Source organism: Opacimonas viscosa, from assembly GCF_024199005.1.
GTDB classification, from domain to species: Bacteria; Pseudomonadota; Gammaproteobacteria; order Enterobacterales; family Alteromonadaceae; genus Opacimonas; species Opacimonas viscosa.
This window is the reverse complement of the sequence record NZ_JANATA010000006.1, coordinates 78,669-94,270: the sequence shown is the minus strand read 5'-3', so window position 1 is coordinate 94,270 and position 15,602 is coordinate 78,669. Positions and strand designations below refer to the sequence as shown.

The window sequence follows — 15,602 nt, the reverse complement described above, 5'->3', positions numbered from 1 at the left end:
GGAAGAGCGTTATCACAAAGAAGTGTGTTTCCTCAATCTCTGATTATTAGGTCATGGCAAGACCGGCAACTGTGAAAGCGACGACACTCAAACCACCAGCTACTAAGGCATAAGGTAACTGGGTTTTAACATGCGTTAAAAGATCACAACCGGCAGCTAATGATGCAACGGCTGTGGTATCAGAAATTGGTGAACAATGATCACCAAATACACCACCACCTAAAATAGCGGCCAAGACTAGACTAGGTGGAATACCCAATGTTTGAGCGAGTGGTATGCCAATCGGGATTAATATGGCAAACGTTCCCCAACTGGTCCCCGTGGTAAAAGACATGATGCCACCGGCAATAAATAACATAGGCACAATCAAGAAAATGGGTAAAAAAGCACCCACCAAATTAGCTACAAAAACACCTGTTCCGAGGAGTTTTAGACTGGCACCGAGAGCAATAGATAACAAGACAATAGTCACTAACGGTAACAATTCTCCCATCCCTTTAAAAGCGTTAGAAATGGTAGTTTGATGACTCATTTGACGGTGTTTCACCAACAAAACATACACTACAAAACACGCCAGTAAAGTGGCATATAATACAGATTTACTGCCACTGCCTTGGGTCAATACACCATCGCCAGTCCACCACATAAAGCCAAACATCGAGATAATCATGGTGGCTAACGGCACGAGCATAAATCGAGCTTTGGTTGCTGTAACAGTTTTCAATTCTGAACTAATAGTCTCTCGAATGGCCTCTTCGTGTTTCATAGGTCCATGTAATTTATCGGTGAAAATCGTATAAGCAACAATAAGCAGAGTGAAAATGGCATAGAAGTTTAATAAGGCACTACCCCATAACACACTAACAGGAGATTCAGTTAATTCGTAAGCGCTAATTAACCCTAAAACATACGCCCCCCAGCCATTGAGTAAGATTAAAATACACACTGGTGCGCAAGTGCTATCAATAATATAGGCCAATCTGGCCCGTGACATATTAAATTTGTCAAAGAGTCCTCGGGCTAATATGCCTGAGGTAAGGATGCTTAAATTGGATTCGATAAATACTGCAGTACCAGTGAACATAGTGACCGCACCAACTTGTCGTTTATTTTTAGCAACGCCTTTTTGCAACAACATATTCACCGTAGCTGCGACGCCACCAGAATCTCTGATCAAGGCTAACAAAGCTCCCACTAGCAGAGAGAAAATTAGAATGCGTGTGTTTGAACCACTGCCAGCAACTCCGACAATCCGCTCAATCGCAGCGATAGGTGTAGTCAACAAATGACTTGTGTTGCTCTTGAGAATAAGCAGGAACTCTGAACTTAGCAAAGCGATAAATAAGGCGCTAATGACTTCTTTTTTCCAAAAGACAATCACAAGTGCTAATAATGGGGGGATGATTGATAGCCAATCCATAGGAGCTTCTCTTATTATAATTTTTCAGCGCAATTGCAGTTTATCACGGCCAGCAAAATCAGGGAATCGTCTAATGTTAGATGGCACATCTTTACCAAGCATAGTGCAATGCAAATGGTGTTAGTACCGTGTGCATAAATCTGGCTAGGCGTATCGGCGTATCTTTTCATTCACTGCGTGAAGTGTTAGTTTTATAGCACATTCGTTGCGTCTTCCCAAGAGAACCTTGCATGCGTCAGATCCTCATTTTGATTACAGTATTGTTGTGGAACAGTTTGGTACTAGCTGAACAGGCACCGAGTATGCGTTACATGCTAGGGCAAAAGTTGATGTTAGATCTTCGTTATTTTTGTACAGATGGAACATCTGCTGAAAAATGTCGTACCCCAGTGACAGGGCTACCAGACGAGCTAGCCAAATTGTTAGCTGAGCAGCATATCGGGGGAGTGATTTTATTCGCTGAAAATATTCAGAATGAACAGCAACTCAAAACGTTAACGACGTCTTTGCAAAGTACTCAACCAGAACTTTTATTTATCGCAACCGACCAGGAAGGGGGGCGAGTTGCACGTTTACCTAGTGAGTACTTACCCGCTTTTGGTGGTGCTATGGCTATGGGGGCTGTGCCTGAAGGCCAGCGTCTGACTTTGGCGAGACAGGTTGCGATACATACAGGTAACGCACTGCGTGAAGTTGGGGTTAATTTGAATTTTGCGCCTACGATAGACGTGAACAGTAACCCAGATAATCCGGTTATCAATGTTCGTTCGTTTGGGGATAATCCACAGCACGTCGCAGAGTTAGGTTTGGCTATGACGCAGGGTTTACTTGCTACGGGAGTGGTTCCAGCACTAAAACATTTCCCTGGGCACGGTGATACGCATGTTGATAGTCATGCGGGTTTACCTGTCGTAACGCATAATAAAAATCTTATTATGCAAACCGATATATACCCGTTTGTGCATATTATTGCTGAAAGTCATAGTCAAAACAAAAACCAGAACCAGAACCCAAATAATGGTCATAGTCAAAACCAAATGCATGCCCTAACTTATCCTCTACCGCTCTTACCTATGGTGATGACTGCGCATATTCAATATCCAGCTTTGGATAATTCCACCCTCACAGTCAATGCTAAGAGTGGCCTCAAACAAGTGGTACGTCCGGCGACATTGTCGAAAACTATTTTGACAGAAGTACTGCGTGAAGATCTTGGTTTTACAGGGTTAGTTGTGACTGATGCTCTCGATATGGCTGGTATTACACAGTTTTTTAGTGCTGATATTGCAGTTCTTGAAACATGGCGCGCCGGAAGTGATATTGCATTGATGCCTTACACAATAAGAACACCGTCTGATGTCGCTGAATTTAAGACATTTTTAGATCAGATTGAAGAAGCCTTAACTCCGGCTGACAAGGTGCATATCAGAACATCGTTTACTCGAATTAAAGAGGCTAAGCATCGATTACACCAGCATCTCAACATGCGTTCGCAAATGACCTATGACAAAAATACTGCTGTCACTACTGCTTTTAATCTTGCCCAACACAGCATAACCACGATTAAACCGATAGCGACTCAGTTACATAAAAAATTGAAAACGATAAAGGCGCCTAAACTGCTTTTGGTTATGCCGGATGAATTGCGTTGCCAAGGATTACTTAACGCTTTACTCAAGGTGAGAGAAGACGTCAAGTTAACCTGTCTAACAACGGCAATACGACAAGCGTGGTCGCCAGATAAATTACAGCTAAATACATATGATGCTGTACTTTGGGGCGAATTATCCCCAGCGCAATCTGTGGTCGAAATGGGGGGGATGGAAGACTGGCAAGCTCTGCGCCAAGCGGGACAGGCAAGAACGACGATTGCCGAACAACATGCTTTATTGGACCGAGTCATTAAAGACCAATCAGTACGAGATAAGTTAATTTTGTTGGGATTGCGAGCACCATATGCCGTCATGCAGCGAGCAGAAAATGAAAATGTTGTTGCAGTGTTTGCACTTTATGACTATCGCGTAACGCCCGAGAGTTTATTTAGTCCGACATTATCCGTATTTGCTGAACATCTCTTGCTTGGTAAAAAAGTGTATGGTGAACTACCGGTACAATATCCATAGCTCATTCATAAGTTGGATTCAGGGTTCATAACGCCTGGCAAACTTTGTGCTGACTTTCATAGCATTTATTCCTGTATATTTTTAGTAAGTATAGACCTGCTTTGCTTTTCAGTAAAATGTAAAGCAAGGTTTTGTTCTAAACAAGTCTCTTATTTAGCAAATGATACATAGTAAAGATACTAAAACACATTAGATTTAAAACTGGTTAAAAGTCGTGTTTTACAGCAAAGGGACTTTAAAATTAGCCTCTTTATGTCAGTTTTAAAAAGTTTAGCTATGTAAAGCACTTGGTTAAGAGGTTAATCAGATGCTGCCGGGTATAACAAATAAGGATTTATTATTTTTTTATAAGTTTGCAAATCGGCTTCCCAGCTCTGCTCTATCTCTGCCAAAGGAACGCCTGCTTCAAGCTGTTCTCGAAGACGTTTAGTGCCAGCTAGTTTGTCAAAAAAGCTTTCAGAGGTGATAAACGCCTTTTCTTGTGCCGTCATCGCGTGATAAATCTGATAAACCCAAGTGAGGTTAAAACCTTCCAATGTGTTGCCCATCTTAGTTTGCGTCAATGTGAGTGCTGGAATGTCGATATCTTGCCATTTGGGGGAGGGCGCAGATTCAGGCAAAGAAATAGGAGTAATATTGTCTAATTTATCTTGTTTAGCGAGTTCAGGGAGGTAATCAGAAAGCCCTGGATGCCCTAACATTTGAAATGGATAGTCGGTTCCTCGACCAATACTCACCGTTGTCGGCTCTAACAAACACAGAGAGGCATACATGCGAATCGCATTATCATTAGGTAGATTGGGGCTGGGTGCAACTGGCAGAGAATAGGCCATATCTTTGTGATATTGCTGCATAGGAATGACCTTTAACTGAAGCGCTTCTGCCTGCGCTATCCATTGCTCGCCTTTGATCATAAGTGCTAACTCACCAACCGTTAGACCGTGTTGTACTGGGATGGGATGCATACCAACAAATGATTGCACTTCTCTTTCTAAGACAGGACCTGCAATAAAGCGACCATTAGGATTAGGGCGATCAAGAACCATAAAGGGAATATTATTTTCGGCTGCCGCTTCCATAGCATAATGCATGGTCGATATGTAGGTATAGAAACGCACGCCAACATCTTGAATATCAAACACCAATATATCAATATCTTCTAGCATTTTTGGGGGCGGTTTTTTGGTTTTCCCATACAGCGACAAGATAGGTAGACCTGTTGCGGTATCTATATTATCCGTGATTTTTTCACCCGCACCTTTGTTGCCTCTAAAACCATGTTCCGGCGCAAACACTTTTTGAACATGGATACCTTTTTCTAGCAAAGCATCGACCAAGTGCAAACGAACGCCTGCATGGTTGGGCGGGAGCACTGAAGTTTGATTGACGATGAGACCGACTCTTTTGTTTTTGAGTAAAGGTAAGTATTTGGGAAGTTGCGCTGCTCCTATATGAGTTTCTACAAAGGGTGTATTGAGAGCATCTGTATTGTCTGTTATTGGGGTTTTAACAAGTAAAGCAACGGGAGTAGGAGAAGTATTGCGAGTTGATGAGTGAGCGATGATATTTGGAGCATCGCTGTTTGCGTGAGTTACTTTGGTATGTTGACAGCCAATAACTAATAAACAAGTTAAAAAAACGAATATAGACTTCGTTAAAAATATAAAGGATCCATTAGTTTTATAGCACATTGAAAAGTCCGCTATTGGTTACATCATTTTCTTAACTGAGATAGAGTGTACTGGGCAACGGACTTAAATGCGAAAATATTCTGTTAAAATTATCTTCTCTTACATGTTTTAAAAATCATATCGCAAGGCAAGGCCGATTATCTCAGAGTCAGAATACTTGGTGTATTCCATACCCACTTTAATAATTGGCGCATCATATAAGGCGCCAAGATGATACGCTTTTTGATTGGAACCAATATCCCAATTTTGCAACTCTAGTCCACCATATATTTCCCATTCTTTTTTAAGCATATGTCGAATATTAACTTCATAGGAGATGATATTGGCATCTTCTTTTTGGCGAATAAACTGATTACGTAAATCAATTTCTAGGTTACCTAAGCCGACTTGATAATCCAAAGCAGTTTGTGCACTGAGTCGTTGGATATAACCCAAAGATATTTTCCATTTTGGGTTTTTGAACGTGATACCGTCATGCTGATCTTGGCTATTACTGTAATTAGCCTCAACAAACATATTAGGTGTGATTGTTGTACTTAAGCGCGCAGCAAAACCGCGCAAAGAAAATCCAGGAATATCAGAATATTCTGTATTTTGATAGGTAAGTTGTGCAAAATCATAAGAAGGCGCAGCTTCAGTATGCGCAGAAACACAGCATAAAATAGTGAGCGGTAAGGCTAATCGGGTAAATAAAAGTTTCAATCGGGTTTCCTTGTAGTTATGGTGGATAAACGAGAAAATAGTTATGTTAACTATAAGTGCTTCAAATAATGAAAAGGTGACATAAAGAGACCGAACAAATAGTTAAAATGTAAGACGCAAAAGCCGCACTAAAGGTTTATTTAGAAAAAATAATTTTTTTTGTCACGTTTTTGTGGGCGAGGGTACTTAATAGGTACCAGACCTTTTTTAGAAAGAAAAAATATGCTCAATGTATCTCAACCATTAAAAATATCCGATGATGTGTCATTAGTAATGCTATCTCTTGGCAATGATCGCGCTGCGTTTTGTGAAATTGTAACGCGTTACCAAAATCTGCTTTGTTCTATTGCTTATGCCGCGCTAGGTGATATTAAACAAAGTGAGGATTTGGCCCAAGAGGTCTTTATTGAGGCGTGGCAAAAGCTAGATACATTGAAAGAACCAGTAAAATTAAAAGCATGGTTATGCGGGATCTTACGCTTTAAAATCAGCCATCATGTACGCAAAGCAAAACGTCAACCTACGCTAAATGCGGAAGATATTGCACATCAAGAACTGAGTGATTCAGCGTTCCCCAGTGAGGAAATAAATGCAATAAACGTTCAAGAACGTACTTTATTATGGGAGACATTAAGCTCTGTCGATTTAGCCTATCGAGAGCCTTTGATTTTATTTTACCGCCAACAACACTCAGTAGAACGAGTAGCTGAAGAACTCGATTTGAGTATTGATGCAGCTAAGCAGCGCCTATCTAGAGGACGTAAACAGCTCAAAGAAACCATGCTGAGTTTTGTCGAAACAACCTTGGAAAAAAGTGCTCCAGGCACAGCTTTTACCGTCGCAGTGGTGAGTGTCTTGGGTGATATTAGTAAACCTGTGATGGCAGCTTCAGTTACCACAAGCGCAGCAAAAATAGCTTCGTTTTTTAAATTTAGTGTGTTTGTGAGTTTATTGGCTGCGTTATCGGGGTTAATTAGCTCGGGTTTTGGTTTGCGTGCAAGCCTTTATCAAAGCCGAACAGAGAATGAACGTCGCCTGACGATTAAAGTATTTAGCTTATTTATCGGTTTTACCGTGGTTTGGATTCTCAGTATGTTTGGTTTAAAGCACCTTGCTCTCACTTCTCCTGGAGCTGAAACGTTGTATACCTTTTTAGCGCATACTATCGTGATTCTATTAATCATTAGTTATATCTGTTTAACAAAAGCCGCATTAGAACAAACACGTGCATTACGTGCCCATGAACGAATTTTTCAACCAGAAGCGTTTACCCGAGAAATTGACCAACCAGACGCTAAAAATAAAGAATATAAGAGTAAATTGACCTTACTCGGCTACCCACTTATCCATTTTCAATTTGGTACACCCGAATCAGGCGATGCACCAGCTGTCGCCTGGATTGCCGGTGGTGCAAAAGCTTATGGATTGATTTTTGCGTGGGGTATGTTGGCTGTAGCTCCAATCAGTGTCGGCGTATTTTCTTTCGGTATTTTTACGGTGGGAGCAGTAGGTTTTGGTTTATTGAGTTTAGGTGCTGTCGCTATTGGTGTGGTTGCTTTTGGCTCTTCTGCGATTGGATTTAAAGCGTATTCATCGTTATCCTCTTTAGGGTGGGAAAGTGCATTTAGTGCGGGGTTTGCAACAGCCAAAGAAGCCGCTGTGGGAGCGATAGCCTCTGCTAAAGAAGTCAATAATGACCTTGCTTATCAAATATCTGACCTCACCGTCTTTGAGCAAACTTACCAGTGGTTGCTACTCGTCTTAGCTGTTTTAGTGATTGTTCCAGCTTACCTGCACTTTGTGAATGTGAAAAAGCGCATGAAGGTATAGAGTTTGTAACGCAATCTATTATTTGGGGCGTATAAAGCGTGTTCTGACTTTGTAGCAGTCACTTTCTTGAGCAATGGAGCACCATTATTCGCTGACTCGTTTTATAGCCCTACCGCTTCCAAAGCTGCCCTTAAAAATCCATGATGCTGTGCCAATAAAGCTTTTGCCTCAGGCACAGTTAACTCAGTTTTAATGAGTAAAATAGCTAACTTAGCTGATTGTTCAGCACGAGTAAGTGCTTGCTTTGCCTCAGCGTTCGAACATGCCGTGGCATCCATAACAATTCTCTCTGCACGGGCCACCAGTTTTTTATTACTGGCATGCACATCGACCATTAAGTTTTCGTAGGTTTTACCTAGTTTGATCATCACCGTGGTACTGATCATATTTAACACCAGTTTCTGTGCAGTGCCTGCTTTCATTCTCGTCGAGCCAGTTAATACTTCGGGACCTACAGCGATAGCAATCGCATGATCTGCAAGTTGATTAATACTACCTTTGGGGTTACAAGATAGGGCAAAAGCAGGGCAGCCCAAACTCTGTGCGTATTTGATTGCGCCTGTTACGTAAGGCGTTCGACCTGATGCGGCTATGCCAATCAAAACATCTTTGTGGCTCAACTGCAAACTTGTTAGGTCGTTCAGTGCTAACTCAGGATCATCTTCAGCGCCTTCGACCGCAGAAATTAGTGCCGGTTCACCACCTGCTATAACGCCTTGGACTAAATTATCCGATACACTAAATGTAGGGCGGCACTCCACCGCATCTAACACGCCTAAGCGCCCGGACGTTCCTGCTCCGATATAGATTAAACGGCCACCTTGTTGTAGTTGTTGAACAATCACTTCGACAACTTTTTCGATGTCTGGTAACACCTGTGCGATTGCCTGAGGTACAACGTGGTCGGCGGCATTGATTTTACGCAATATATCTAGCGTTGCTATTTGGTCAATGTCCATGGTGTCACGGTTGCGTGACTCGGATAAAATACTGTGTAAATCGACTGCTGTCAGATTATTTGCGCTCATAATTTGGTTCTTAATGCGGCTGGTTGTGTTGAAAGCATAAACGAATTTATAAAAATATGGTATAAATGCGCATGCTTTGACGAGTTAGCAACACAAACAAGGATACGCTCCCCCCCATGGCTAGAAAAACCCATGCTTTGATTGACTTAGACGCTCTACGTGCAAATTATGCATTAGCTAAAACCCATGCTGGTGCGGCTGATGTCATTGCTGTCATTAAAGCAGATGCTTATGGCCATGGTATGGTGGAAGTGGCTAGAGCGTTGCAAAACAAAGCAACCGTTTTTGCCGTCGCTTTCTTAGATGAAGCGTTGACCCTTCGTGAAAATGGCATAAAAGAGCCAATTTTATTACTAGAGGGACCGATGGACCGCTCTGAAATTGCTGTTGCACGAGCGAACAACTGCTGGTTAATGCTACATACTCCGCAACACCTAGCCTGGCTCGAACCAGAGGATATTGCTACCCCAAATCAAATTTGGTTTAAATTAGATACTGGGATGCATCGTTTAGGGCTAAGTGAAGATGAGTTTTTGGATTTTTGGCACAGACAAAATGCAGATCTGCAAAGCAATCTTTCTGACCATTGTGTTTTAGCGACCCATTTTGCCAAAGCGGATAATGACCCAGACTTTACTCGCCAACAGTTAATATCTTTTGCTCGGGTGCAAGTACTTACTGCTATGCGCACAAGCTACAGCAACTCCCCGGGTTTATTGATTGAACAAATATTTGCTGACATCGATTTACCGTCAGAGTCTTTTGTACGCTTGGGAATATCACTTTATGGGGGCACCCCCGATTCCTTACTCCACCCTGTATACACTGCAGCACTTACCCCAGTGATGACAGTCAAAGCGCAAGTACTAGCAATCAGAACGATTGCCGCGGGAGAAGGTGTGGGGTATGGACAAATTTGGCAAGCTCCCACCACAACCGCGATCGCTACTGTCGCAATCGGTTACGCAGATGGGATCCCTCGTTTTGCTGCAAATCGCATGTACGTAATGTTCGCAGACATTGCCTTACCGGTAGTAGGAAGGATTTCCATGGATATGATAACCGTTGATGTGTCCGCTATTACTGAAGAAGTAACAGTCGGTGATATGCTAGAAGTTTGGGGTACTCAGCAACGTGTAGAGCAAGTTGCTCAAGCCCTTGAGACAATCAATTATGAGTTGCTAACTCGCTTATCTTTAAGAGTTCCTCGGTTTTATAGCTCTACCTAGCGTATCAATTTACATTATCCTCGAATTAGTTTTTTTTATCCGAATCTCCCAAAATAAATCTTATTTCGCTGACTAGCATCCATGTAAATTTAAGGTTAAATTACCGAAAGTCACGAGGCGGGTTTATACACCTAGCCCAAAGACAAATTTATTAAATATTGTGTTAGCGTTTCTTTTATCGGGATTTATTATGCTTACGACTCAGCCTGCGTTACCTACTTGTCCATTGAGAAAAAACATCCGAGATTTTTACCGGATCAATGAAGTAGAAGCAGTAAATCACATTCTGCCTCAAGCTGAAATTAATATGACGGCAAGGAGTCGTGCTTGGGAACGAGCTCGGACCATGGTGTTGCAGATCCGCAAAGAACAAGAGGGACACGGTGGCATTGATGCCTTATTGAATGAGTTTTCATTATCTACCGCAGAAGGCATTGTGTTGATGTGCCTAGCAGAAGCGTTATTGCGGGTACCAGATAAACACACTCAAGATATTTTGATTCGAGATAAGTTATCCCAAGGCGAATGGACGCCTCACTTAGGAAATTCTGATTCCCTGTTTGTCAATGCATCTGCATGGGGCTTGTTGGTCACCGGTAATATGGTTGAATACAGCGACGAGAAAAAACAAGCACAGTTTGGTGTATTAAAGAAAACATTAGGTCGTTTGGGTGAGCCTGTTATTCGTCGTTCGATGAACATTGCCATGAAGGTGATGGGCAAACAATTTGTCATGGGTGAAACGATTGAAGCTGCGGTGAAGCGCGCTCAAGATAAAGAAGCTAAGGGTTACGTATACTCTTACGATATGCTCGGAGAAGGGGCTCGCACAACAGCAGATGCTCAGCGTTACTATGACTCTTATGCTGCAGCAATTCATGTCATTGGCCGGGCCGCGCAAGGTAAAGGTCCCATTAAAAGTCCTGGGATTTCGGTCAAGTTATCAGCAATCCACCCACGCTACGAGTTTACTCATACCGCAAGAGTACTAGCAGAAATTCCGCCAAAGTTGAAAGCGTTGTGCTTATTAGCTAAAGAATATGACATAGGCTTAACCGTCGATGCTGAAGAGTCAGAACGTTTAGATTTGTCTTTAGATATCATTGAGGCTGTTTTTAGTGATCCTGATTTAGGTGATTGGTCTGGTTTTGGCTTAGCTGTACAAGCATATCAAAAACGTGCAATTCACGTGATTGATTGGCTCCATGATTTAACACTAAAAGTCGGCCGTAAGTTGATGGTCCGTCTGGTAAAAGGCGCTTACTGGGATAGTGAAATAAAACATTCTCAACAAATGGGTTTAGAGGACTATCCGGTTTTCACTCGTAAGTCATCTACCGATGTTTCTTATCATGCCTGTGCCAATAAGCTACTTGCTTACCGGGATACGATTTTCCCACAATTTGCGACGCACAATGCCTACACTGCATCGATTATTATTGAGTTAGCAGAAGGTGCGCATGATAACTTTGAATTCCAGTGCCTACATGGCATGGGGGACTCTTTGTATGATCAGGTAGTCAGTAACGAAAAAATTCAATGCCGTGTTTATGCGCCTGTTGGTGAGCATGAAGACTTATTAGCATATCTAGTACGTCGCTTGTTAGAAAATGGGGCTAACTCCTCGTTTGTAAATGCCATAGTAAACCCTAACTTACCTGTAGAGTCATTATTAACTGATCCTGTTGAAAGAACACAGCGCTTAATTCACAAAGAAAATACCCATATTCCGTTGCCGAAAGGTATTTTCGGAGAGTCGCGAGATAACTCGGCCGGATTCGATTTAAGTGATCGCAATAAAACGTCTCAGTTATCTATAGGTTTGCAACGCTGGTTTCAACAACGCATAGAAAAGCTTACTGTAGCTAGTTTTAGTCAACCCGTTTATAACCCTGCAAAGCTAGGCGAGTTAGTCGGTGGTGTTGATTACGCTTCGCCAGACGAAATGTTGCACAGCCTAGACAAAGTTGCACAAGGATTTACTACCTGGTCAAAAACATCGGTACAAGAACGTGCTGATTGTTTACGTCGAATAGCGGATTCATTAGAGCGTCACACGGAAGAGTTGATTGGACTATGTATAAAAGAAGCAGGCAAAATCACTCAAGATGCGATTGATGAAATTCGTGAAGCAGTCGATTTCTGCCGTTATTATGCGGACCAAGCTGAACAAATCACTCAAGATGATAGATTGACTGCGCGAGGCGTTGTTTTGTGTATCAGTCCTTGGAACTTCCCATTAGCGATTTTCTTGGGTCAGGTGGTCGCAGCTTTAGTGACGGGGAATACCGTAGTTGCTAAGCCGGCTGAACAAACCAGCTTAATGGCTTTATTTGCTCTTGATTTGATGCGCTCGGTCGGTTTACCAGAAGATGCTTGTGAGTTGATCATTGCACCTGGTAAAGATGTTGGTGATGTTTTGTTACCTGATGAGCGCATTCAAGCGGTTATGTTTACAGGTTCTACCCAAACCGGGACGTTAATTTCCCAGATGCTCGCACAACGTGGGACTGAACAAGTACCACTGATTGCTGAGACAGGCGGACAAAACTGTATGATCGTAGACTCTACAGCGTTACCTGAACAAGTCGTTGATGATGTCATTACATCTGGCATGCAAAGCGCTGGGCAGCGCTGTTCTGCCCTACGAGTATTGTTTGTTCAAGAAGAGATTGCGGATCAGGTCATCACCATGATCAAAGGTGCAATGGCAGAATTACACATTGGCGATCCAGCTGATTTAGCTACGGACGTCGGCCCAGTGATTGATGCAAAAGCATTGCAAGCACTCACAGAACATGCGCAATACATGCAACAAAAAATCGCAGGGGGTCAAGCGACTTGCCATTATGAATTACCCTTACCTGACGCATTAAACGGCTACTTTTTTGCACCGCGTTTATATGAAATTGATGATATATCTGTGCTCAAAAAAGAAGTGTTTGGTCCGTGTGTTCATGTGATCCGTTTTTCAGGCAAAGACATTTATAACGTCATTGACCAAGTCAATGCGACGGGTTTTGGTTTGACGATGGGGATCCATACGCGCATCGAAGCGCGTGCGGCTGAGTTAGCTGAGTTATCACGCGCCGGTAATATTTATATTAACCGCAACATGATTGGTGCAGTAGTAGGCGTACAGCCCTTCGGGGGCAGAGGTTTATCTGGGACAGGACCAAAAGCCGGTGGACCTAATTATTTACCGCGTTTACTGAAAGAAAAAGCGACCCCTAAACCGACGCAAAACGTTTCGTTGGTAGAGCCTGATAAGGCACTTAATTCCACCGGAAACGCCATCACAGAAGCCCAGAGCATGATGGCAGGAGCAACATCAGTAGAACAAAGCTGGCGGTTAACCAGTTTGAACGATCGGATTTCTATAGTACGTCAATTACTGGCTAAAATCGCCACGGTCGATAGCGTGAATCAGTTTGCCGATGATTTGAATCAGACCCTTGCAGTATGCCGGGATCAGTTGATACAAATTGAAAAACGTTTAAGTAAGCCGATCGTTTTACCTGGGCCAACCGGTGAGCAAAATAGTTTGCAATACGAACCACGCGGCGTGTTGTTGTGCTTTGGTGATAAAGATGTCAGCTTTGAATATTGGGCTTTGTCGCTGGTCACTGCATTAGCCACGGGTAACATTGTTATCTCGGTTGTTTCTGATGTCTTTTATGCCGAAGCGTTAGAGTTTAAGGCGAAACTGATAACAACCGGTACCGATGGGAATGTATTACAAGTTGCAAGGTTACATCACGTTAATGCTTTGTTGATGGATGAAAAGTTAGCCGGTGTGGTTGTTGACAGTCATACTGACAGAAGCGCTTACATCACCGCGATGCTGGCAAAGCGAGAGGGTGCGATTTTACCCGTGATAACCGCTGAATATAATGATAATCTTATCCAAAGACTAGTAACTGAAAAAACTATTAGCATTGATACAACAGCATCAGGAGGCAACACGTCACTAATGATGTTGGTGGATGACGATTAATCGTCATCCCAGTGCGGTTTCACGGAGGCAACTTTGCCACACAACACTCCACCGATGGATGCTTCTCTCACCCCAAGTGAATTAGACACTTGGGAAGTTGAGTTAAAACTCATCGCACAACACAACCCAATTACGGCTTTTCAACAATTCATTTTGCCACGCTTTGAGGGCAATTATGAATTGCGCCAAGCAACCCTCAAAAATCAATATTTTGATACTCCTGAACAGCTTTTACGTCTGCATAAAATGGGCTTGCGTGTACGTTCTTCCAATGACCAGCACGAGCAGACCTTAAAGCAAAAAGGTCAGGTGATAGGGGGCCTACATCAACGCCCAGAATACAATGTAGATATCGCCACAGCGAATGTTGATATTCGTTTATTCCCAGATGATATTTGGCCTAGTGATTTCGTTTTGTCAGACATCCAAGATAGTTTAAAGGCGCTATTCACTACGCATTTTCATCGTACTACGTATGTTTTAGATGACCAACAAGGCAATGTGTTTGAAGTCGTTTTTGATATTGGCGATGTAGCGACAGATAAAGAACAACGGCCGATCAATGAAATTGAATTGGAATTGAAAAAAGGCCATCCTGCAGCTTTATTTGCACTTGCTCTTGAGCTTGCAGAGCACTGTGACGTGCGAGTTAATGATTTGACCAAAGCGGCATTTGGTTATGCTCTGGCCAACGGTAAAAATATAAAAACCAAACCATTACCTTATATTCTACCATTACAGCGTCACAGCTCTACAGAAGAAGCATTCTTAGCCGCTACCCAATCCGCTTTAGCCCATTGGCAATATCATCAATCAGTGTACATGGAAACGTTTAAATTGGCTGCGCTGACAGAAATGGTTAGAGCTATACGCTTGTTGTTACAGGCATTTTCTTTGTATTTACCGGTATTGCAGTGTGCAGAATTATTACAATTACATAAAGCACTTATCAGTTTTGCGCAAAAATGGGATTGGCAAAATGAGATCCAAGCCATTCGCTATTTGCGTTCTCGTAAAGGACCATTTAATAAACGTTTGACGCGAGAACAGGCCTTGATGGGGTATTTGCAAGGTCGTAAAGAAGGCATGCTGAATATGCAGGCTCCGACAGAACTTATTTTTTCGACTGAGTCCACACAAATACAGCTAAAAACCGCAGCATTAATGTTTACAAAACCTTGGCAAGGGGTAGCTAAAGCCTATGACGCTAGGGTCTTAGAACATGCTCACGGGTGGCTTTCTCAAGGCTGGCAAACCGTTTTACAGGCGTTACCAGGTAAACGTTTATCGGTGACGCAATACTTATCAGCAGAACCAGTGTTACGTCAGGTTTTACGCAATGGTTATATGTTGGCAGGCTTGTTTGATGAAGACCGCGAAGGCTTCCGTGCCCCATGGATCGATCTGGCATTAGGATTAGAAGAGCTTAATGCATTAGTCTTGCTAGAAGAGGTGTTAGCACAAACAGATCTTGACGATAAACATGATTTACAAAAGTGGACGCAGGATAAGATCGCGGCGCTGCTCCATGTCATGGAGATGACTCGTAAAGTGGCTCTGGGTGCCGATACCTATTGGTAAG

9 protein-coding genes are annotated in these 15,602 nt (G+C 42.7%); 5 read left to right on the top strand and 4 right to left on the bottom strand.

From position 1 onward, the window contains the following. Nucleotides 1–46 precede the first annotated feature (46 nt). Nucleotides 47–1,420, bottom strand: coding sequence for a Na+/H+ antiporter NhaC family protein (locus NLF92_RS05160; protein WP_254099533.1), 1,374 nt, complete (start codon nucleotides 1,418–1,420; stop codon nucleotides 47–49). A gap of 230 nt (nucleotides 1,421–1,650) precedes the next feature. Between NLF92_RS05160 and NLF92_RS05155 the strand changes: the two genes are divergently transcribed. Beyond that, nucleotides 1,651–3,543: a glycoside hydrolase family 3 N-terminal domain-containing protein gene (locus tag NLF92_RS05155; RefSeq protein ID WP_254099532.1), complete on the top strand. Its 1,893-nt coding sequence runs from the start codon at nucleotides 1,651–1,653 to the stop codon at nucleotides 3,541–3,543. Between the two features lie 299 nt (nucleotides 3,544–3,842). On the opposite strand, the gene NLF92_RS05150 is transcribed toward NLF92_RS05155, so the two are convergent. Both NLF92_RS05150 and NLF92_RS05145 read right to left on the bottom strand, forming a co-directional pair. Next, nucleotides 3,843–5,234 carry an exo-beta-N-acetylmuramidase NamZ family protein gene (locus tag NLF92_RS05150; RefSeq protein WP_254099531.1) on the bottom strand — a complete coding sequence of 464 codons (1,392 nt, stop codon included), beginning with the start codon at nucleotides 5,232–5,234 and terminating at the stop codon, nucleotides 3,843–3,845. Between the two features lie 108 nt (nucleotides 5,235–5,342). After that, entirely contained in the window at nucleotides 5,343–5,936 is a 594-nt protein-coding gene (locus tag NLF92_RS05145) for an outer membrane beta-barrel protein (protein WP_254099530.1), read from the bottom strand. Nucleotides 5,937–6,158: 222 nt separating this feature from the next. On the opposite strand from NLF92_RS05145, the gene NLF92_RS05140 reads away from it, so the two are divergent. Then, nucleotides 6,159–7,766, top strand: a complete 1,608-nt coding sequence (locus tag NLF92_RS05140) for an RNA polymerase sigma factor (RefSeq protein WP_254099529.1) — start codon at nucleotides 6,159–6,161, stop codon at nucleotides 7,764–7,766. Nucleotides 7,767–7,867: 101 nt separating this feature from the next. On the opposite strand, the gene murQ is transcribed toward NLF92_RS05140, so the two are convergent. Next, entirely contained in the window at nucleotides 7,868–8,794 is a 927-nt protein-coding gene (gene murQ, locus NLF92_RS05135) for an N-acetylmuramic acid 6-phosphate etherase (RefSeq protein WP_254099528.1), read from the bottom strand. Nucleotides 8,795–8,910: 116 nt separating this feature from the next. On the opposite strand from murQ, the gene alr reads away from it, so the two are divergent. The 3 genes from alr (at nucleotide 8,911) to NLF92_RS05120 (ending at nucleotide 15,601) form a co-directional block, all read left to right on the top strand. Continuing rightward, nucleotides 8,911–10,023 carry an alanine racemase gene (gene alr, locus NLF92_RS05130; RefSeq protein ID WP_254099526.1) on the top strand — a complete coding sequence of 371 codons (1,113 nt, stop codon included), beginning with the start codon at nucleotides 8,911–8,913 and terminating at the stop codon, nucleotides 10,021–10,023. Nucleotides 10,024–10,213: 190 nt separating this feature from the next. Then, nucleotides 10,214–14,020: a bifunctional proline dehydrogenase/L-glutamate gamma-semialdehyde dehydrogenase PutA gene (gene putA / locus NLF92_RS05125; protein WP_254099524.1), complete on the top strand. Its 3,807-nt coding sequence runs from the start codon at nucleotides 10,214–10,216 to the stop codon at nucleotides 14,018–14,020. Nucleotides 14,021–14,053: 33 nt separating this feature from the next. Then, nucleotides 14,054–15,601: a CYTH domain-containing protein gene (locus tag NLF92_RS05120; RefSeq protein WP_254099522.1), complete on the top strand. Its 1,548-nt coding sequence runs from the start codon at nucleotides 14,054–14,056 to the stop codon at nucleotides 15,599–15,601. The last annotated feature ends 1 nt before the right edge of the window (nucleotide 15,602 follow it).

Bases quoted from the DNA above. Each gene is read 5' to 3' on its own strand.
- NLF92_RS05160 (WP_254099533.1), bottom strand. From the start codon at position 1,420: ATGGATTGGCTATCAATCATCCCCCCATTATTAGCACTTGTGATTGTC.
- NLF92_RS05155 (WP_254099532.1), top strand. From the start codon at position 1,651: ATGCGTCAGATCCTCATTTTGATTACAGTATTGTTGTGGAACAGTTTG.
- NLF92_RS05150 (WP_254099531.1), bottom strand. From the start codon at position 5,234: ATGTGCTATAAAACTAATGGATCCTTTATATTTTTAACGAAGTCTATA.
- NLF92_RS05140 (WP_254099529.1), top strand. From the start codon at position 6,159: ATGCTCAATGTATCTCAACCATTAAAAATATCCGATGATGTGTCATTA.
- murQ (WP_254099528.1), bottom strand. From the start codon at position 8,794: ATGAGCGCAAATAATCTGACAGCAGTCGATTTACACAGTATTTTATCC.
- alr (WP_254099526.1), top strand. From the start codon at position 8,911: ATGGCTAGAAAAACCCATGCTTTGATTGACTTAGACGCTCTACGTGCA.
- putA (WP_254099524.1), top strand. From the start codon at position 10,214: ATGCTTACGACTCAGCCTGCGTTACCTACTTGTCCATTGAGAAAAAAC.